General features: G+C 44.0%; 16 protein-coding genes and 1 riboswitch. Of the genes, 8 read left to right on the top strand and 8 right to left on the bottom strand.

The window, feature by feature from the left end; all coding sequences use genetic code 11:
• Positions 1 to 306: 306 nt before the first annotated feature.
• Positions 307 to 1,467: an HD-GYP domain-containing protein gene (locus tag BCT49_RS10275; RefSeq protein ID WP_102435131.1), complete on the top strand. Its 1,161-nt coding sequence runs from the start codon at positions 307 to 309 to the stop codon at positions 1,465 to 1,467.
• A gap of 130 nt (positions 1,468 to 1,597) precedes the next feature.
• Here BCT49_RS10275 and gnd read toward each other — a convergent pair whose 3' ends face one another.
• The 5 genes from gnd to BCT49_RS10250 form a co-directional block, all read right to left on the bottom strand.
• Positions 1,598 to 3,046, bottom strand: a complete 1,449-nt coding sequence (gene gnd, locus BCT49_RS10270) for a decarboxylating NADP(+)-dependent phosphogluconate dehydrogenase (protein ID WP_004733587.1) — start codon at positions 3,044 to 3,046, stop codon at positions 1,598 to 1,600.
• A gap of 28 nt (positions 3,047 to 3,074) precedes the next feature.
• On the bottom strand, positions 3,075 to 3,791 hold the full coding sequence (gene pgl, locus BCT49_RS10265) for a 6-phosphogluconolactonase (protein WP_102435130.1): 717 nt from the start codon (positions 3,789 to 3,791) through the stop codon (positions 3,075 to 3,077).
• The gene (zwf, locus tag BCT49_RS10260) at positions 3,788 to 5,290 is read right to left on the bottom strand and encodes a glucose-6-phosphate dehydrogenase (protein ID WP_029226035.1); all 1,503 of its coding nucleotides are present in this window, start codon (positions 5,288 to 5,290) and stop codon (positions 3,788 to 3,790) included. The genes pgl and zwf overlap by 4 nt, the downstream gene beginning before the upstream one ends.
• A gap of 454 nt (positions 5,291 to 5,744) precedes the next feature.
• Entirely contained in the window at positions 5,745 to 6,440 is a 696-nt protein-coding gene (locus tag BCT49_RS10255) for a response regulator (protein ID WP_102435129.1), read from the bottom strand.
• 69 nt (positions 6,441 to 6,509) lie between these two features.
• Positions 6,510 to 8,159, bottom strand: a complete 1,650-nt coding sequence (locus BCT49_RS10250) for an ATP-binding protein (protein ID WP_102435128.1) — start codon at positions 8,157 to 8,159, stop codon at positions 6,510 to 6,512.
• A gap of 588 nt (positions 8,160 to 8,747) precedes the next feature.
• Between BCT49_RS10250 and BCT49_RS10245 the strand changes: the two genes are divergently transcribed.
• From BCT49_RS10245 to BCT49_RS10220, 6 genes are all read left to right on the top strand, one after another.
• Positions 8,748 to 8,975 carry a hypothetical protein gene (locus tag BCT49_RS10245; RefSeq protein WP_102435127.1) on the top strand — a complete coding sequence of 76 codons (228 nt, stop codon included), beginning with the start codon at positions 8,748 to 8,750 and terminating at the stop codon, positions 8,973 to 8,975.
• A 221-nt stretch (positions 8,976 to 9,196) separates the two neighbouring features.
• The gene (locus BCT49_RS10240) at positions 9,197 to 10,636 is read left to right on the top strand and encodes a TolC family protein (RefSeq protein ID WP_102435126.1); all 1,440 of its coding nucleotides are present in this window, start codon (positions 9,197 to 9,199) and stop codon (positions 10,634 to 10,636) included.
• A gap of 3 nt (positions 10,637 to 10,639) precedes the next feature.
• A complete protein-coding gene (locus tag BCT49_RS10235) occupies positions 10,640 to 11,614 on the top strand; it encodes an HlyD family secretion protein (RefSeq protein ID WP_102435125.1) in 975 nt (324 codons plus the stop codon).
• A 7-nt stretch (positions 11,615 to 11,621) separates the two neighbouring features.
• A complete protein-coding gene (locus BCT49_RS10230; RefSeq protein WP_102435124.1) occupies positions 11,622 to 12,938 on the top strand; it encodes an ABC transporter permease in 1,317 nt (438 codons plus the stop codon).
• The gene (locus tag BCT49_RS10225; protein WP_102435123.1) at positions 12,935 to 14,113 is read left to right on the top strand and encodes an ABC transporter permease; all 1,179 of its coding nucleotides are present in this window, start codon (positions 12,935 to 12,937) and stop codon (positions 14,111 to 14,113) included. Before BCT49_RS10230 ends, BCT49_RS10225 begins: the two co-directional genes overlap by 4 nt.
• A 660-nt stretch (positions 14,114 to 14,773) precedes the next feature.
• Entirely contained in the window at positions 14,774 to 16,315 is a 1,542-nt protein-coding gene (locus BCT49_RS10220; RefSeq protein WP_102435122.1) for an alanine/glycine:cation symporter family protein, read from the top strand.
• Positions 16,316 to 16,424: 109 nt separating this feature from the next.
• Here the strand turns inward: BCT49_RS10220 and BCT49_RS25825 are convergent, their stop codons facing one another.
• The 3 genes from BCT49_RS25825 to BCT49_RS25820 form a co-directional block, all read right to left on the bottom strand.
• Positions 16,425 to 16,601 carry a hypothetical protein gene (locus tag BCT49_RS25825; RefSeq protein ID WP_198595841.1) on the bottom strand — a complete coding sequence of 59 codons (177 nt, stop codon included), beginning with the start codon at positions 16,599 to 16,601 and terminating at the stop codon, positions 16,425 to 16,427.
• A gap of 325 nt (positions 16,602 to 16,926) precedes the next feature.
• Positions 16,927 to 17,661, bottom strand: coding sequence for a chromosome partitioning protein ParA (locus BCT49_RS10215; RefSeq protein WP_102435121.1), 735 nt, complete (start codon positions 17,659 to 17,661; stop codon positions 16,927 to 16,929).
• A 173-nt stretch (positions 17,662 to 17,834) separates the two neighbouring features.
• Entirely contained in the window at positions 17,835 to 17,993 is a 159-nt protein-coding gene (locus BCT49_RS25820; RefSeq protein WP_004733573.1) for a hypothetical protein, read from the bottom strand.
• A gap of 302 nt (positions 17,994 to 18,295) precedes the next feature.
• Positions 18,296 to 18,415, top strand: a riboswitch (glycine riboswitch).
• Positions 18,416 to 18,543: 128 nt separating this feature from the next.
• On the opposite strand from BCT49_RS25820, the gene BCT49_RS10210 reads away from it, so the two are divergent.
• Positions 18,544 to 19,858: alanine/glycine:cation symporter family protein (locus BCT49_RS10210; protein ID WP_102435120.1), on the top strand; the 1,315-nt coding region annotated here is incomplete at its 3' end.

Below are 19,858 nucleotides of genomic sequence, written 5' to 3'. Positions count from 1 at the left end.
GATGGCATAAAGCATGCTCGTGATCCTATTTATCTTTCAATTTAATTTTAAAATGGTCACTTACCATCCTGATGTTGCGTGTAATACAGCCACCCCTCTCCCAACGAAGGTTCTTCTCAGAGATCCAGCAAACTCGCGTAAGTTAACAAAAACCATGATAGAAGCATGAAATATCCCTATTTAAACCAATGAAATTTAAATTTATTAGAACGCAGTGTTGCGAATTTACAGCACGGTGCTATGTTAGAAGTGGTATAGAAACCTACAAATAACGATATTAAACAATGATATAACTATATATAAAGGTTGGCTTTGACCATGTTTGACTACTCCCAAATCAGCAGAGTAGCCGCCCAAGATAAAGATATTATCGCCATCGTTGATGATCTCTTTCGGCTAGCTCGCGAACATTACCCCATACTGTCTAGGCTTTCGGTCGTGCTGTGCAATGAAAATAGAGCATCGAATTACTTTGTGTCGGACACTCTGTGCCAAGAAGCAGAACATCGCTACGTTGAGCAAGAACTTAAGCCAGAATCGGCTTTGTCTCGTATGGCAGAATCTTTAGACACTCGAATCGTCCACGACCTCACCACTATTAGCCCAACCAAACAAATATCTCACCTGCTCGACCTCGGTCATCAAAGCAGTTACACAACACCTATTCATCATCAAGAAAGTAATCTTGGGTTTGTGTTTATCAATGCTTCATCAACGGGATTTTTTGCTAACCAAACTATTCAGTGTGATATTGCCTATCTCACTCAAGTCATCTCTAGCCTTTTCGTTCAATGGTTTGAGCGGCAGCGTCACTTTCAATCCTCTTTAGCGATCGCTTTAAATATGGGTCATGCTCGAGATCCAGAAACCAAAGAGCACCTGATTCGCATGGGTAAATACAGTGAACAAATTGCTCGTACTCTGTCACAAACCAAAAGAGAAATTACACACCAATTCATTCATCGAATTCGGTTGTATGCGCCCTTTCACGATATAGGTAAATATCGAATTCCAGATAAAGTGTTGTTCAGTAGTGCGCGCTTTAATGAAGAAGAAAGAGCCATCATGAACAATCACACCTTATACGGGGAAGAGATGATCAATGATGTCGTTGCCCTATCTTGCCATAGCTCTATGTGTGCTGACGAAATACAGTTCATTAAAAATATCGTGCGTCATCATCATGAACGGTTTGATGGCACAGGGTTACCCGATGCTTTGAATAACACAGCAATACCACTCGAAGCCCGCATCGTGACATTAGCCGATGTGTTTGATGCGCTAATGAGCAAAAGAGCCTATAAGCACGCGTGGACACTCGATGAAGTGATGGAATACATTGAAGCGCACAACGGTTCAATGTTCGACCCAGAATGTGTTGAGGCCCTTAAACAGAACCTAGACGGATTTATGGCAATTAGGGAGCAATACAACGACGACACACAACCTCATATAATGACGGCTTGAGCCTAAACGTCTTGCTTGTGTAGACCAAAGAAAACGCGAACCAACAAAAAAGGATGCCTATTGGCATCCTTTTGTTTTCTAGTTTACAGCTGAAAGAACGAACGTGTTCTTAACTGATTCTAACTAACGATTATACGTCGTAAGTTGTAGAAGCAGTGTCGCCGCCTGTACCAGTCCAGTTTGTGTGGAAGAATTCACCACGTGGACGGTCAGTACGCTCGTAAGTGTGAGCACCGAAGTAGTCACGCTGAGCTTGTAGAAGGTTCGCTGGAAGACGAGCTGTTGTGTAGCCGTCTAGGAACGTTAGTGCAGAAGTCATACATGGCATTGGGATGCCAGATTCCATAGACTTAGCTGCAACTTTACGCCAAGCGCCCATGCAGTTGTCTAGGATGCCTTTGAAGTATGCATCTGAACCTAGGAATGCGATCTCTGGGTTCGCTTCGTAAGCATCACGAATGTTGCCTAGGAATGCAGAACGGATGATACAACCGCCACGCCACATAAGTGCAACGTTACCGTAGTTTAGATCCCAACCGTTTTCGTTCGACGCTTCACGCATTAGCATGAAACCTTGAGCGTAAGAGATGATCTTAGAAGCAAGTAGAGCCTGACGGATTGCATCAACCCACTCTTGCTTGTCGCCTTCAACTGGAGCAACAGTCTTGCCGAACAGTTTCTCAGCTTCAACACGTTGATCTTTAAGTGCAGACAGGCAACGAGAGAATACAGACTCAGTGATTAGAGTCAGTGGGATACCCATGTCTAGTGCGTTGATACCTGTCCATTTGCCCGTACCTTTTTGGCCAGCAGTATCTAGGATTTTCTCAACTAGCGCTTCACCGTCTTCATCTTTGTAACCAAGGATATCAGCAGTGATTTCTACTAGGTAGCTGTCTAGCTCAGTTTTGTTCCAGTCAGCAAATACAGCCTGCATTTCGTCGTGGTTCATACCTAGGCCATCTTTCATGAACTGGTATGCTTCAGTGATAAGCTGCATGTCACCGTATTCGATGCCATTGTGAACCATCTTAACGAAGTGACCAGCACCGTCGTTACCAACCCAATCACAACAAGGCTCACCTGCGTCAGTTTTCGCTGAGATACCTTGGAAGATAGGCTTAACCGCTTCCCAAGCTTCAGGAGAACCGCCTGGCATGATAGAAGGACCGAAACGAGCGCCTTCTTCACCACCAGAAACACCTGTACCGATGAAGTGGATGCCTTTCTCGCGAAGAGCAGCAACACGACGGTTAGTGTCTGGGAAGTTAGTGTTACCACCATCAATGATGATGTCGCCTTTGTCTAGAAGTGGTACAAGCTTGTCGATGAACGTGTCTACGACGTCACCAGCACGAACCATAAGCATCACTTTACGTGGCGCTTCTAGCTTCTCAACTAGCTCTTCTAGAGAGTAAGCACCAACAATGTTAGTACCCTTAGCCGGGCCTTCTAGGAACTCGTCTACTTTAGCAGCAGTACGGTTGTGAGCCACAACTTTGAAGCCGTGGTCGTTCATGTTTAGGATAAGGTTCTGACCCATTACTGCTAGGCCAATTACACCGATATCACCTTTCATTATTTTATCTCCTTGCGGCTATTCGCACTTATGCGATAGCACTTGCTGCATTTGAATCTAGGAACCGCTCTGTTTCGCCAGTTTTAGACTGGATTTTTGCTGCCGGGTAAGGCAGTTCTGAAGCAGGAGTTGTATGAATTTCTTTAACGATCTCAACTTTACCTGCACCCAGTACTAGGTAGCTGATTCGTTTTGCTGCTTCTAAAACTTTCGCCGTTTTAGAAACACGGATTTGACCCGACTCTGGGTGAGAAGCTAATACAGATAGGTTCTCATCTTGGTAGTCAGTTGCACCCGGGAATAGTGAAGCTGTGTGGCCGTCTGCGCCAACACCTAGCAGAATCCAATCAAAAACTGGCGTGCCGTTTTCTGTTGGAATCACATCTGCCATTTCTTTCGCGAAACGTTCTGCTTCTGCTTTAGGCTCATCTTCACCACGGATGCGGTGGATGTTCTCTGCAGGAAGGTTTACGTTTGTAAACAGCAGTGTATTCGCTTCACCGAAGTTGCTTTCCGCGTCGTCTGGTGCCACGCAACGTTCGTCGCCCCACCAGAAATGAAGGTTATTCCATTGAATGCCTTCTGCGTATGGAGCTTGAGCTAAAAGCTTGAAAAGCATTTTTGGCGTGCTGCCACCCGACAATGAAATGTGAACAGGTTTGCCCTGCTCGCTGTATGCTTTCATTTCGTTTGCTAGGTTTTCAACGACCAATTCAGGCGTTGCAAAGATCTTGTGGTTGATCATAGTTCGCAGTAATCCGTGTCTGTTAGGTTTTTACATGGGAAACGCCATGCGCGGCCATCACGTTGCAGAAGCTCATCTGCTTCTTGCGGGCCCCAAGTACCACAAGCATAGCCAAACAGTGCTTGAGGATCTTGTTTAAAGTCTAAGATTGGTTGAACGTACTTCCAACATGCTTCTACTGCATCGGTACGTGCAAACAGAGTCGCATCACCGTTCAGTGCATCAAGAAGAAGACGCTCATAAGCCGTTAGCATTTGAGTTTCAGGCAAGTCAGAGTAAGAGAAGTTCATTTTCACTTCTTTTGCTTTGAAACCTGCACCTGGCTCTTTCAAACCAAAGCTCATCTGAATACCTTCATCCGGTTGGATACGGATAATCAGTTTGTTCTCTGGTGCATCTTGACCAAATACTGGGTGAGGTGTGTTCTTAAAGTGAATCACGATTTCCGTTACGCGCGTTGGTAAGCGTTTACCCGTACGCACGTAGAAAGGAACTCCATTCCAACGCCAGTTGTTGATGTGTGCTTTAAGACCAATGTACGTTTCAGTACGAGAGTCATCTGCTACACCCGGCTCTTCACGGTAACCAGGCAAATGCTGACCACGAACGTCTGATGCCGTGTATTGGCCTAGAACCAAATCTTTACGCAGGTCGTCTTCTTCCAGTGGTTTCAGACACTGAAGTACTTTAACCACTTCGTCACGAATTGAATCCGCATTGATTTGTGCAGGTGGCTCCATACCAACCATTGCTAACACTTGTAGCAGGTGGTTTTGGAACATGTCACGAACTGCGCCAGAACCGTCGTAGTATCCGCCACGCTCTTCTACGCCAAGGAACTCAGCACCTGTGATTTCAACGTATTCAATAAAGTTACGGTTCCACAATGGTTCAAACATCGCGTTTGAGAAACGAAGCACTAGAAGGTTTTGTACCGTTTCTTTACCAAGGTAATGGTCGATACGGTAGATCTGGTGTTCTTGGAAGTGATGATGGATCTCTTCATCCAGAGCTTGAGCTGATGCTAGATCGTAACCAAATGGCTTCTCAATGATCAGACGACGCCAGCCGTTCTTCTCATCGTTTAGGCCATGTGCAGCAAGGTTTGCTGGGATCACACCGTAAAGGCTTGGCGGGGTTGCCAAGTAGAACAGTGTGTTATGGTTTTCGAATTGGTAGTCTTGCTCAAGCTTATCCAGACGTTGGGCTAGACGAGCGTAATCGTCTACATCTGAAGTGTTGATCGCTTGGTAATGCAGATGTTCAATAAATGCATTCAGCGTCTCTGGCTCAGTTTTTTCCATTTCCTGAAGAGACTTCTTCAGCTTCTCACGGTAAGACTCGTCGCTGTACTCAGTACGGCTCACTCCAAGAATCGCAAAGGATTCTGGAAGTTGATTGCTAGCATACAGGTGGTACAAAGCAGGAATTAACTTGCGGTAAGTTAGATCTCCCGACGCACCAAAAATAACGATGCTGCTGTTTTCAGGTATTACCATCATCTTTCCTATAAAAACAAGGTTTTTAGTATTCGCCAAAGGTATCAGCGACATACGAAAATAGATAATAGGTCTTGGCTATTACATCAATAGCGAGAGCCTATTACACTTGAGAATGCGTTTGGTAAACGAGGGTGAATGCTATCACCTCTATTCGGGACAGTATTGTCTATGAGTATTTGATTTACATCAACCACTGTGAAAGCAATCGATTAAATATTGACTCATTTCGAACAAATTCTAGTCGATAGCGAAGTTCACAAAGGTAGAAATAGCAGTAAATCGGCATTCTCAAACATTGTAGTAAAGAAAGAATGCCATCTGGTCTGTGGAGTGAATGGTAGATTGGTCTTAAAAAGTAAACCGTTCTTATTCAACTTGTTTTACATTTGAAATACTACGGGATTGTGTTTGTTGTTATCTGTCTTGTGGAAGTCACGTTTGTTGATCGCGACTACTTTCTCGGCTTGTTGTAACAACGTTCCGGTCGCCCTACAGTGCCATAGTTTAAGTCTGCCACTAACTCGCCGGTAGTAATCAAAAATTCTAGGTAGCGTCTGGCCGTGGTTCGGCTCGCTCCAATACATTCACCCGCCTCATCCGCAGTAATATCAGCAATGTCGGCTTGTTGAAAAATGGCTCTAATTTTATCAAGCGTTACGCCATCGATCCCTTTCGGTAACGTAGAGACCTTTCGAGAGTCGGCCTTAGCATTCGCTTGCAGCATCTTGTCGACCAAACCTTGGTTAAGATCAGACACGCTTTCAAACTCTTGCTGCTGGGACTGATACTTTTTCAGTGCCGCTTCCAAGCGAGGAAACATCACAGGTTTGAGTAGATAGTCGACGACTCCACCGCGCATCGCCTGTTGAAGGGTGTCGACATCTCGGGCTGCGGTAATCAGGATCACATCGCAGCCCTGATTACTGCCGCGAACGTGGTTCAAAATATCAAGTCCGCATCCGTCTGGTAGATATACATCTAATAAAACTAAATCAGGTTTTAAGATATCTAACTGCATTAACGCTTCAGACTGTGTGGTCGCAATCCCGACCACATCAAAGCCTCCCATCTGTTCTAAATAACGATGGTGAAGCTCTGCAATCGCAATATCATCTTCAATGACCATGACTCTCGTGATTGCGTTCATTTATGTTCTTCCTTTAACCATTGTATTCCTGTCACGTTGATCTTCACTCGATCGCTCCGTGCTCAATTATTATTGTTCTTCTTTCGGCAAATACACCGTCATGCGTGACCCAAAATCAGGGTTATCAATCATTTCTAGCTGCCCTTGATAACGGTCAGCAAGCTGCTTAATAAGATACAAACCGACACCTCGGTTTTGCTTCGCTTTGCTCGATACGCCTTTTTCGGTAAGTGCATTGGTTGCCAAGTGTTTTGGCAGACCACAGCCTTTGTCTTCTACTTCCACAATGATTTCATTGCCGAAATCACTGATCGACACATCGATTACGCGGCGCGCTGGTGCAATTTGCCCTTCTTGTTTAATCGCCATCATGGTGGCATCAAAAGCGTTATCAATGAGATTGCCAAGGATCGTCACGACATCCTCTGCGTTTAACCAAACGGGTAATGCCTCAAGCCTTGAGCCCTCTTCAACTTTAAGCTCTAAACCAATCTCTCGTGCTCGTTCTGTTTTGCCTAAAAGCATGCCCGCGATCAGTGGATCTTTCACCGTCTCTCTCAAGAACTCAATTAAGCTCTGGTAATGAGCGGTTTCTTGACCAATCAGTTGTTGAACAGAGTCCAACTCACCCATTTGAATCAAGCCACTGATCGTATTGAGCTTGTTTTGATGTTCATGCGTTTGCGAACGAAGTAAGTCTGAATACTCTTTAGTTTGAGAAAGCTGATCGGTTAAATCGTTTATCTCATCTCGTAATCGGAAACTAGACACCGCGCCGACCACTTCACCCGCCACTATAATTGGGCTTCGGTTAGCAATGATTCGCTTATTATTCAAGTACAGCTCAACGTCGTGATCGGTATCGCCAGTCGATAACAACTGCTCTAAGTCACTGCCCACCAACACATCTGATAGACGTTGCTGATTGAGTGCTTTATCTCGGTCTATAGACAAAATATCGCAGGCGCTTTTGTTTATTGAGCGCAAAATACCGTTCTTATCGATACTTAAAATGCCCTCTTTCACGGTACTCATGGTCACATCAAGTTCTACGTATAAGCGGCCAATTTCTTCTGGCTCAAAGCCCAAAATAGCGCGTTGAAAACGACGAGACACATAGCTTGAAATCACCGCATTAACCGCAACCACAAGCAATGCCATGACGATCAAAAAGGCTAAATAAGGTTCAATTCTGTCTTGAAGAGAATCCAGTAGATAACCCACCGAGACCACGCCAATCACTTTGCCATTTTGGTCTTTTACGGCAGATTTACCACGGACGGAAAAGCCGAGTGATCCTTTAGCCGTCGATACATAAGACTCACCCAACACCAAAGCCTTCTGATTGTCACCACCACGCATAGGCTTCCCGAGCCTGTCATCGTAAGGGTGTATCAGTCGAATGCCCTTTTCATCACCAACCACAATAAAGGCCGCTCCAATGAGCTTAGTTAGACCTCGGTATTTATTTTGAATCAGAGTAGCAAGAACGTAAGGTTCGCCATCGGATATAGCATTGTTCTTTTGAATAAGTTGGATAACGCGTGGTGATTCAGAAAGAAACTCTGCAACGCCCAAAGCCTTCAAACCCATCTCTTGTTCTTGAGATTGTTTGATGTAATAAAAACCTGCTGCTGAAAGAATCAGAAGTTCAACGAGGCCAGTTACCGTCATGATAATCAGTAACCTTTTTCGGAAACTGATATTACTCCATTTCATATAAGACCGTCCCTAGTGCTTAGCGGACAATGTTAACACCAAGTTAATCTTATGGCCTTTTTGCTTATACGGATTTGTGACTGTTACTCAACTAAATAATTGAGCATCTTATTAATTGATATTGCTTTACGTTATGCAGCCCAGCCAATCGCTCACTTTTAGAACGGATTAGCTTAATAAGATAAATAAACGAGTAAATATTGAGCTAGATCACTAAGCTTTTAGGTGTTTTTTAGGTTGTTTAAAATAAATACAATTATAATGGTTGCATATGAAGAAGTTCGTCGATGGTGAGTGATGAGTCGCATTTTCAAGACAGCTTTGTAACCGAGCCAAATCGGTTAACAGGTCAGCAACAATCACTCCAATAATGCACTTGTCAGTATGAGCAGTTTTGAATCACCAGACTTAAACGTTGTGCGGATGGGCAAGCTCTCCTCCCATTCTCATCTAACGCTAGGTGAAGATGCTCAAGTGTTAATAGGGAATAACGCCGAATACGAACCACTGATACCAAGAGTGGCACTGTCGAATTTAAACAGGATAAAAAACATAACGTATAAACATTGTTGAAAAGGAAACCAGGCAATGAAACGCGATAATTTTGGAATCTGCCTTACTAAGGCTATGTTGTTCAGAAACTTACAATCTACTTTTACTCATGTTAGGGCTTATGAGAAGAACGAGACTTCCCCGCTCGATCTAAAAGTGTTGTTAGCTTTCCCGCAAATGTCAGGTAGAGATTTATTACAAACCATGCAAGGTTCAAGACAATTGGTGTGGCGTGCCGATCACCATTGCCCAAGCTTCAAATAGCACCCTTCACTTTGCAATAAACACTTCTATACTGAACGTAAAGAGCACGCCTTGTCGTGCTCTTTTCGTCTCATTAATCTTTAATACCTGCATCACGTATTTTATTACATATAATTAACGAGTTATGAGAGTTTCTGTTCCTATGAGAGAATCTGTTCAAGACAAACGATGATCCTCCTGTTAACATTAGAGTTAATACTCTAATCTGGTAATGAGTTCAGATGACCAAACCAAAATTCCGATGCCTTGCGATTGCCAGTATTCTTATCGGTACTATCAGTTCGCCTAGTTACGCTGCTCCGCTGACCTTTCCTGAAGCGTGGCAGATATTACAAGAGAACAACAACTCTCTTGCTGCTCAACAAGCCAATGTTGAGCGTTATCAACATCTTCAAAACGCAACCGGAAGCCTTAATCTTCCTTCTGTGACCTTAGGTGCTAACTACACTCACCTTGATAGTGACGTCACCATTAATGGTGAACAGTTTTCAAACAGCTTAAGTGGCGTACCTAACTTGGGTGCAATAGGAGGTATTCTCCAGCCAATACTTGGTGGTGTCACCTCAACCATCACCGAGCAAGACATCTTCAGTTCTTCCATTCGCGCGGTTTGGCCGATATTTACGGGCGGTCGAATTACCGCAGCACAAAGTGCAGCTGAAGGTAAAAGCGAAGAAGCGCAGAGCCAGCTGTTGATGGAAAGACAAGCTCGCTACGAAGACCTAAGCAAATACTACTTCTCGGTGATCTTAGCGGAAGACGTTGTGAAAACACGTCAAGCCGTTGAAGCAGGGTTAACTCAGCACCGTGATTTCGCGATCAAGCTGGAGCAGCAAGGGCAAATAGCACGAGTAGAACGCCTGCAAGCGGATGCTTCTTTAGATAAAGCCGTTGTTGAACGAACTAAAGCTCAGAACGACCTCAAGATTGCTCAGTTAGCATTGACTCAAATACTCGGCCAAAGCCAAAGTGTTGAACCTTCAGAACAATTGTTTATCAATAAGAACCTCCCTCATATGGATGTGTTCATTGATCAAACACTCATGACCTACCCTGGCCTTAAGATCCTTGATGCTAAAGAGAAACAAGCAAGCAGCTTAATCAAGGCAGAAAAAGGTAAGTACTACCCAGAGGTTTACCTTTACGGTGATTACAGTCTTTACGAAGATGACTCGCTCGCCAGTGAAATGAAACCCGATTGGTTGGTTGGCATTGGTGTTAACGTGCCACTTATCGATACTTCTGGTCGCTCAGACAAAGTCGCAGCGGCTCACAGCGCGGTATCACAGGTTCAATTCCTTAAATCTCAAGCTAAGCAAGACTTAACCGTGTTGGTTCAAAAGACTTATCTTGAAGCAAACCAAGCGATTGAAGAGGTTCAAGGCCTCAATTCAAGCCTTTCTTTGGCTGAAGAGAATCTGTCGCTTCGTAAAAAGGCGTTCACTCAAGGGCTTTCTAACTCGTTAGAAGTGGTTGATGCAGAGCTTTATCTTGCGAGCATCAAAACTCAGCAATCTGCTGCGCGATTCAAATACCTAATCTCTCTCAACAAGCTTTTGGCGCTAACCAGCGAAATGAACGCTTATTCGAGTTACTTAACTTCTTCTGTTCCGTCTGGTTTCGATTCAAAAACAGACACCGCTAGCCAGTCAAAAGGATAATTCATGAAACCTATTAAGCCCCTTCTTCTATCTTTAGTTGGTATCGGCATTATTGGCTGGGTCGGATACAGTTTTTACCAAGCGTATCAACCTCAGCCGGTTAAGCTTCAAGGCCAGATCGATGCCCAGCAATACAGCATCTCTTCTAAAGTACCCGGCCGAATAGACCAAGTCTTTGTACGTAAAGGCGATTCTGTAGAGAAAGGCGAATTGATCTTCTCTCTTCTTAGCCCTGAAATTGATGCGAAGCTAGAACAAGCAAAAGCAGGACAGAAAGCCGCAGGTGCATTGGCTAAAGAAGCCGAGAATGGCGCGCGTAGTCAACAGATCCAAGCCGCTAAAGACCAATGGTTGAAAGCCAAAGCGGCCGCTGACCTCATGAACAAAACCTACCAACGTGTGAATAACCTTTACAATGATGGTGTGGTTGCCGAGCAAAAACGTGACGAAGCCAAAACACAATGGCAAGCAGCGAAATACACAGAAAGTGCCGCTTTCCAAATGTACCAATTGGCACAAGAAGGCGCGCGTGACGAAACCAAAGTCGCAGCGGCTCAAAAAGCATTGATGGCAGCCGGTGCCGTGGCAGAAGTAGAAGCGTACGCAAAGGACACTCAGATCCACAGCTGGTTTAGCGGTGAAGTGGCTCAAGTGCTACTAAGCAGCGGTGAGTTAGCCCCACAAGGCTTCCCTGTTGTCACTGTTATCGATACTCAAGACGCATGGGCTGTGCTCAACGTTCGCGAAGATATGTTGAAGCATTTCGAGAAAGGCACACAATTTGAAGCCTACCTCCCAGCTCTAGACAAATCACTGACCTTTAAAGTCACTCATATTGCCGTCATGGGTGATTTTGCGACTTGGCGTTCAACTGATGCTGCGCAAGGCTTTGACCTACGTACCTTTGAAGTAGAAGCTCGCCCTGTCGATACCAGCGAAACGCTGAGAATGGGTATGAGCCTTGTGGTTGAGCTTTAGGTGACTTATGTCTGCTAACTTTCAACCTAGAGGCTCGCAATCTAGAGGCTTGCAATCTAAAGGTTCGCAATCACCTGAGCATCATAGAGTGAAGAGTACCTTGCTTAGGCAGTGGGCAATTGTCCGCAAAGACAAGTGGTTGTTGTCGTGCCTAACTTGGATACCCTTGCTTCTTGCTGCCAGTATTTGGCTGATTTTTTCACAAGGCATCGCCCGTGATTTACCTGTTGCGGTAGTTGACCTTGAACATAGCCAAATTTCGCAACAGTTCACGCGCTTAGTTGATGCCTCACCGACGCTGCAAGTCAGTCAGAAATACAGTTCGGCGAGCGAAGCAGCTAAGGCGATGATTGAACGCGATATCTATGGCTATGTCGTCATACCTAGACACTTTGACCGAGATATTTACTTAGGGTTAAACCCTCAAGTTTCCGTGTTCTACAACAGCCAATTTATCTTGATCGGCAAACTAGTGAATTCGGCTCTGTTGCAGGCTCAAGGCACGTTTAACGCGCAACTCGAAGTGGTGAAACAGCTTTCACACGGTGATACCACGGTGCAATCGGCATTGGGGCAAGCGGTCACGGTGCAAAGCCAGATCACGCCATTGTTTAATAAGAACACCAGTTATGCGCAGTTCTTGGTATCAGCCGTTATTCCTGCGTTATGGCAGATCATGATAGTGGTCGGCACGATATTGGTTTTAACCGCGAACGTACGAGCTCGCGGTTTGAAAGCATGGCTATCGAACTCTCCTATCAAATCACTGGCATCAACATTAACGCCTTATGTGGCTTTGTTTTTGGCGTTTGGTGTTGCCTTTAGCTTCTGGTTCTATGGCCTATTAGATTGGCCATTCAACGGTAGCTTTATGGCACTGACGATCGCCCAGCTGCTTACTGTCATCAGTTGCATCATCATGGGTTGTTTATTTTTCTTCTTAACGCTTGATCCAGCTAGGGCTATGAGTTTCGCGGGCGCTTTCACCGCACCAAGTTTCGCATTCATGGGAATTACCTTCCCAGTAACCGACATGAACACGGCTGCTCAAGTTTGGAGAAGCTTACTGCCAGTGAGCCACTACATCGAAGTACAAACAGCGCAGTCCAGTTATGGCGTGAGCGCGGCACACTCTCTAATCAGCCTCACCTCCATGTTGTGGTACGCAGTTCCTGCGTTCGTGGTGGTTATGTTAATTAAGAAACACTTGGCGCAAGCTGAACTATCTGCAAAAGCAGCTATTTCAGCAAAAGCCGCTTTATCTGCAAAAACAACGCCGTCAACACAGCCAGAAGCATCAGAACAACAAGGAGTAAAACAATGAGCTTTACTCAACTGCTCAAGCAAGAACTCTTAGCTGTTCTGCGTAATCCCGTTGTATTGCTCACCGTGTTCGGCGGTGTGGTCTTCTATTCATTCTTGTATCCGTTGCCTTACGCAAACCAAGTACCTGAACAATTGAAAGCTTCGGTTGTGAACTTGGACAAAAGTCAAAGCAGCTACCAGTTGGAACGAATGGTCGATGCCACGTCTCAAATCGACTTAGTGCGTCGAGATTCTGCTATTGAAGATGCCAAACAAGCCGTTCTTGACCAAGAGATTGGCGGGTTTATCGTCATCCCTGAAAATTTCTATAAAGACTTACTTCTTGGTAAAAGCCCAACGCTCTCTTATGCAGGCGATGCCTCTTACTTCTTAGTGTACGGAACCATTGTTGAAGGGCTTGCTAAGGCTGGAGGCACGTTAGCCGCACAAGTTAAGGTCAGTCACTTGTTGGTCGAAGGTCTGCCATTAGAATCAGCAGCCAAAGGCTACAGCGCGTTTAGCTTAAACCTAAAGCCAACCTTCAATAGTCGCATGGGATACATCGATTACGTGGTTCCCGCGGTATTTGTGTTGATCCTACAACAAACCTTAGCCATGGCTTCTGGTTTGGTTGGCGCAACACAAAACGCTCAATCAACGTTTGGCTATTGGAGCAAAACATCTCCCGCGAAACTGATGCTTGCTCGCTGCTGTACTTTAGTGGGCATTTATTACTTGTTGTCCATGTACTATTTCGGCGCAAGCTTTTCGATGTATGGAATTAACCTGCTCGCCTCAACAACACAAATTTTGACCTTATTACTGCCCTTCTTATTAGCCAGTTGTTTGATCGGGATATTTATTGGTGAGTTAGTACCAAGAAGAGAACTGGTCACTGTGGTGGTGTTAATCAGTTCAATGCCACTGATCTTCTCGTCTGGGTTTATCTGGCCCGTTGAAATGATGCCTCAATGGTTAGTCTTGTTGTCGCAGCTCTTCCCAAGTACTCCAGCTATCCAAGGTTTCTTGGCACTTAATCAAATGGGTGCATCTTGGCAAGAAGTCGCCCCTCAATGGACCCTATTATGGGGACAAGTTCTGCTATGGGGTTCGTTGCTGGCACTCAAGCTCTACCACAAATCGAGTAAAGGTACTGCTGGTAATAGTGCCGGTTCCAGTCATCGAGCTGTTTAGACGCTAGGTTCTAGTAGCAAGCACAAGACTTCCCGCTGATCAAAAACCATTAAAAAGCTCTGATAAAGGGCTTTTTTAATGCCCTCAGTTCCGATTACATCCTCAGTATCGAATGTTTAAAACCGCCAAGAACATATTAGATATTCAAAATCGCCTACTTTCCTATTATCTATCACTCTCAGGCCTCTTCTTCCATCGCTCTCCAACTTAGATCGCTTTGATTACAAAATCACGATTCAAGGTTTAATAAAAAGCGTTTTAAGCAAGGATAAAAACGCCTACATAACGAAATGCACCAGTTGCTATAGCTGCGACTGCATATGCCATTTACAAGAAAAAATCCGCCGACTTATTCCAAAACAATGACAAAACCCGAACAAATGTAAATTTATTGTAAAAATTTCTTTGTTGGTATTATTTTTATGTATAGGATTATCAGTAGGACTTAGCTAACCGAATGCCATAGTCTTATTGGTCCACATACCAAAAGGATATCCATATAAAACAAGATCAGTACTTATCTTTATTTCGTTTTTAGACTTAGATACAGCCGTTTGTGTTGCCGTCAAATGAAGTAGATAAATCACTAAAATATAAAAATCAAATAGAAAACAAACACAACAGTAGCAAACATAATTTAATAAAAAGACAGGGAAAACCATGAAAAACATACGTGAATTATTTTTTGGGTTTATATTATTGTTTAGTTCCAGTGCATTTGCAGAAGAAGGATCATTTAGCCAAGGTATCAGTAACTTAAGTAAAAGTGTTGATGGTTTTTTCAATGACTACACAGGGTGGTTCGTTGGATTAATATTTAAAAGTGTTCCGCTTGGTGAAGCAAACTTCCCAATCATTGTTGGTTGGCTCTTGCTCGCTGCAATTATCTTCACTGTTTATTTTGGCTTTGTTCAATTTAAACGTGTTGGTATGGCGATAGACATTATCAAAGGTAAGTATACCGACCCTAACTCCAAAGAAGATGGCGAAGTTTCTCACTTTCAAGCGTTAACAACAGCGCTTTCAGGAACTGTCGGACTTGGTAATATTGCAGGTGTAGGTGCTGCACTCGCGATTGGTGGCCCTGGCGCGACATTCTGGATGATCTTGTGTGGCCTTCTTGGTATGGCTTCTAAGTTCTGTGAGTGTACCTTAGGTGTGAAATACCGAACCATTTTACCTTCAGGTGTCGTTTCGGGTGGTCCAATGTACTACTTGAGCCAAGGCTTGGGTGAAAGAGGTTTAGGCGGACTAGGTAAAGTCCTTGCTATTGGTTTTGCATTAATGTGTATTTTAGGTGCATTGGGCGGCGGTAACATGTTCCAAGCGAACCAAGCACATGCCATGCTCACTTACGCATTTGATGTCCCAAGTGAATACGGTGTTATCACAGGACTTGTACTTGCTACCTTAGTGTTTTCCGTTATTGTTGGCGGTATGCCTTCTATTGCATCGGTAACAGAAAAAGTTGTTCCTTGGATGGCTGCTCTGTATATCGGTATGGCTCTCATTGTTATCGGTTCTAACCTTGATCAAGTGGGTCCCGCGTTCAGTGCAATCTTTACAGGTGCATTTACTGGTGAAGGTGTGGTTGGCGGATTTATTGGTGCGTTAATCCAAGGTCTGAAACGTGCTACGTTCTCAAACGAAGCCGGTGTAGGTTCAGCAGCAATCGCTCACTCAGCCGTAAAAACAAAAGAACCAATCACCGAAGGTCTTGTATCATTATTAGAACCATTCGTTGATACGGTAATCATTTGTACAATGACAGCATTGGTTATCACTATCGCTGGCTTAAACGTAGGTCCATTCGATGGAACAGGTTTAACAGGTGTGACACTGACTGCTGCATCGTTTACTGAAACTGCAGAAGTGTTTAAATACACACTCGCTCTTGCAGTAATCATGTTTGCGTTTTCGACAATGATTTCTTGGTCGTACTACGGTCTTAAGGCTTGGACTTACCTATTTGGTGAAGGCAAAACAACGGAACTGATTTTCAAAGTGATGTTCTGTGTGTTTGTGGTTATTGGTGCGACGATTCAGTTTGGCGCGGTAATCGACTTCTCTGATGCGGCTATCTTTGCGATGTCTATCTTCAACATTCTTGGTCTGTACTTCTTAATGCCTGTTGTGAAGAAAGAACTGCAATCATTTGTTGCTCGTGTGAAATCAGGCGAAATCAAGACTTACGATAAATAGCTTATCGATTGTCGTTAATAACACTGTTCTAAAAATTTTTGTAATACCCTTTGCTTGAGAAAGCGAGAACAGTACTGCAACATATCTAAAATCCCTATTGGCTGATGATTTAGCTCGTAGGGATTTTTGTATCTGGCTTTTCTTGTTCAAGCCGCTCAGGTTCTTGGTTTACTTTTTTACGATCCACCGCTTCTTCTACTTCAATCATTTCTCGTTGCGCCAATGGCGAATTACAATCGTCAAAACAATAGGCTACGGTGCAGTTCTCACACAGATATTCATTCATGGTTTAATCCCTGTCCATTGAGATGGTCTAATCAAAGAATGACAACAGACCGCGTGTTCATCCTAGAACACCGCTATTATGCTGTTTCTCAACCCTATAAATATGCGTGCAAAGTCACCAAATATTCAATTAATCACATATTAGGACTATTTTACAGCTTTAATCACGAATAGCTTGGCAATAGTGTGAAAACGGTTATGAGCCATGCTACGAAACCAATTAGCAGCAGAAATAAACCATCTGGAACGAAAAACGCCCACATCATTTTCATGATGTGGGCGTTTGAATAGCTATAGCTAAAGACGAATGAGTTAAAGGTTTGGGTCTATAAACCCATTTCTTCGGTTAGTGTTTTGATCTGCTTGAGATCCATAGTGTGAACTTCAATCATTTGTCTGATGTCACTCAGTCGAGAGTTCGCGTTATCTTGTTTCTCACAAGCGTCCGATTTCGCATCCCACGATGTGCCATCTAAGAAAACATCACACGCCTTTTTCAATGCACCAAGGCTCTGTTCAAGCTCATCTCTTTCTTTTTCAAGTTTCTCAAGTTCTTGAGATATCTGTAATTCTTTTCGGAAGACTTCACGTGAACGTTCAAAAAGGGTCGATTGCATGTCAGCTTGACGATTCAGCTTTTGATTATTTTGCTGAGTCTCTTCTAGTGTTTGTTTTTGCTCATTAAGCTGTTGCTCTAATGAATAATTCGCTTTTTCTAAAACGGCAGACTGCTTTTCTAAATCTTTCAGTTCTTTTTGATGCGCTTCTGTCTGTTTCACTAAAGCGGCTTCTACTTTTGCATCGATCTCGGTATCGACCTCTGCCACTTTAGCTTCAACTGATGTCATCAATTCGGTTTTGCTGTCGCGCAATTCTTGATAACGAGTTTCGAGTACCTGATAAGTGGACTCCCACTTCGAAGCCGTCAATGTCGAACCGATTAAGCCACCTAGAGCTAAACCTATAACCGCAGCAATGCCGATATAAAGCTGACTGCGCTTATCGCGTTCTTCAATAACAACCACTTCATCTTGTTCGCCTTGTCCAGATTGCTGGTTCACTAGCGGGTACTCCCAAAAATATGTTTAACGTTACGCGGTCACTGGCACTAATACCAATACTGATACTGATACTGATACTGATACTGATAATGTAGGTTCAGTTAAACCTATCGCTCAAGTCAGAAGCACTTGAGCTTTGCCAACACGTTTATCCTATCTGCTCACAGACAGATTTAACGAGTTAACTCCGAAATCATCAGGCTGGCAGTATACAAAAGGAAGCTGCTAACGATAACAATCACTACCCATTTTTGCAGTTTTTCGTTTGTCCGGTAACGAAACAGCACAAATGCCAAAGCCAATAAAAAAACAATCGCTATTAATCGAGTCATAACTCCTCCTTGTTTCTCTATTTTATACCATTTAAATAAGCAAGTTACGTCAGAGACTCGTTGTTTGATCATTTAGTTGAACAACATTTGAGCAAACAGATATTTTGTAGCTGACATCACATTTTATATGATCTAGGATACGCCTACAGATTACCTGATTATTTAGGTAATTGTTCCGATGAAGACTGCAGGAGAGTGGTTTTTTAACTAAATATTAACATTTAGTTAGATAAACCCGCCGAAGAAGTAAATCTTTCAGGCGCTTTATGCTGGGGAAATCCAGAAAAGTGAGGACTGTCGTTGGAGGAACCTCTGGAGAGAACCGTTAGATCGGTCGCCGAAGGAGCAAGCTTAGTGCCCGTTACTTATCTATAAGTGATTCGCTAAGTGAAACTCTCACGCAAAAGGACAGAGGAGTGGAAAGCAACAGCCTTAATTAACAAAAGAATTCTATCTAGAAATCCGTATGTATTAAGTAGTGCTATCGATCCCTGTGATCTGCACTGCCTTCCCTCTTCTCCTTAAATTTTTAATTTATTAAGGGGAAACTATGAACCACCTACAAGCTACACTTCAAACCATCAACCAATTCGTTTGGGGACCACCGCTACTTATCCTATTAGTTGGCACCGGTGTTTACTTCACTTTTCGTTTAGGCTTACTCCAGTTTAGACACCTTCCAACTGCGTTAAAAATGGTGTTCACCAAAGACAAATCCGGCACGGGTGACGTATCAAGCTTCGCCGCTTTGTGTACAGCGCTTTCCGCAACAATTGGTACAGGTAATATCGTAGGTGTAGCGACCGCAATCAAGATTGGTGGCCCTGGTGCCCTATTCTGGATGTGGCTTGCCGCTGTCTTTGGTATGGCAACCAAATACGCAGAATGTCTACTTGCTGTTAAATACCGTAGAACCGATAGCAATGGCGAAATGGTTGGCGGCCCAATGTATTACTTGCAATACGGTGTCGGCTCAAGAGTGTTAGCGGTAATGTTCGCTGTGTTCGCTTTGGGGGTTGCCTGCTTCGGTATTGGTACCTTCCCACAAGTTAACGCTATCTTAGACGCGACTGAAATTTCATTTGGTGCTTCTCGTGAAATGTCTGCTGTCGTTCTTACGATATTGGTGGCAGTTGTCACCCTTGGTGGTATTCAATCTATCGCTAAGGTCGCAGGAAAAGTCGTTCCTACCATGGCAATCATGTACATCGTCGCGTGTTTAAGCGTGCTGGTTTCCAATGCTGACCAACTGCTCAATGCCATTACCCTTGTTGTGACCTCTGCGTTTACCAACACGGCAGCAACCGGTGGTTTCTTTGGTGCGAGCATCATGCTTGCTATCCAGTCAGGTATCGCTCGTGGTGTATTCTCGAACGAATCAGGCCTAGGTAGTGCGCCAATGGCAGCAGCAGCAGCAAAAACGGACTCATGCGTGAAGCAAGGGCTCGTCTCTATGACCGGTACCTTCTTCGATACCATCATCATCTGTACGATGACAGGTTTAGCGCTTATCTTAACGGGCGCTTGGCAGACTGACCTTTCTGGTGCTGCGATGACCACTCATGCATTTGCTGTTGGTCTGAATGCAGACACGCTTGGCCCTATGCTGGTTTCTGTTGGCTTAATCTTCTTTGCATTTACCACGATTTTAGGCTGGAACTACTATGGTGAGCGCTGTGTTGTTTTCTTGCTGGGTACTAAAGCGGTTCTACCTTACAAGATCATCTTCATTGCGTTGGTTGCTTCTGGTGCATTCTTAAAGCTCGACATGATCTGGCTGATGGCTGATATCGTAAACGGCCTAATGGCAATTCCGAACCTAATCGGACTGATCTTGCTACGTCGAGTGGCTTTGTTGCGTAATT

This window comes from Vibrio lentus (genome assembly GCF_002875945.1).
Taxonomy (GTDB): domain Bacteria; phylum Pseudomonadota; class Gammaproteobacteria; order Enterobacterales; family Vibrionaceae; genus Vibrio; species Vibrio apostichopi.
The sequence above is the reverse complement of the archived record's forward strand: the minus strand, read 5'-3'. Positions and strand labels throughout refer to the sequence as shown.

Coding starts and splice junctions, on each gene's coding strand:
- BCT49_RS10230 (WP_102435124.1), top strand. CDS start 11,622: ATGTCTGCTAACTTTCAACCTAGAGGCTCGCAATCTAGAGGCTTGCAA.
- BCT49_RS10240 (WP_102435126.1), top strand. CDS start 9,197: ATGACCAAACCAAAATTCCGATGCCTTGCGATTGCCAGTATTCTTATC.
- BCT49_RS10255 (WP_102435129.1), bottom strand. CDS start 6,440: ATGAACGCAATCACGAGAGTCATGGTCATTGAAGATGATATTGCGATT.
- zwf (WP_029226035.1), bottom strand. CDS start 5,290: ATGGTAATACCTGAAAACAGCAGCATCGTTATTTTTGGTGCGTCGGGA.
- BCT49_RS10245 (WP_102435127.1), top strand. CDS start 8,748: ATGAAACGCGATAATTTTGGAATCTGCCTTACTAAGGCTATGTTGTTC.
- BCT49_RS25825 (WP_198595841.1), bottom strand. CDS start 16,601: ATGAATGAATATCTGTGTGAGAACTGCACCGTAGCCTATTGTTTTGAC.
- BCT49_RS10250 (WP_102435128.1), bottom strand. CDS start 8,159: ATGAAATGGAGTAATATCAGTTTCCGAAAAAGGTTACTGATTATCATG.
- pgl (WP_102435130.1), bottom strand. CDS start 3,791: ATGATCAACCACAAGATCTTTGCAACGCCTGAATTGGTCGTTGAAAAC.
- BCT49_RS10220 (WP_102435122.1), top strand. CDS start 14,774: ATGAAAAACATACGTGAATTATTTTTTGGGTTTATATTATTGTTTAGT.
- BCT49_RS25820 (WP_004733573.1), bottom strand. CDS start 17,993: ATGACTCGATTAATAGCGATTGTTTTTTTATTGGCTTTGGCATTTGTG.
- gnd (WP_004733587.1), bottom strand. CDS start 3,046: ATGAAAGGTGATATCGGTGTAATTGGCCTAGCAGTAATGGGTCAGAAC.
- BCT49_RS10235 (WP_102435125.1), top strand. CDS start 10,640: ATGAAACCTATTAAGCCCCTTCTTCTATCTTTAGTTGGTATCGGCATT.
- BCT49_RS10225 (WP_102435123.1), top strand. CDS start 12,935: ATGAGCTTTACTCAACTGCTCAAGCAAGAACTCTTAGCTGTTCTGCGT.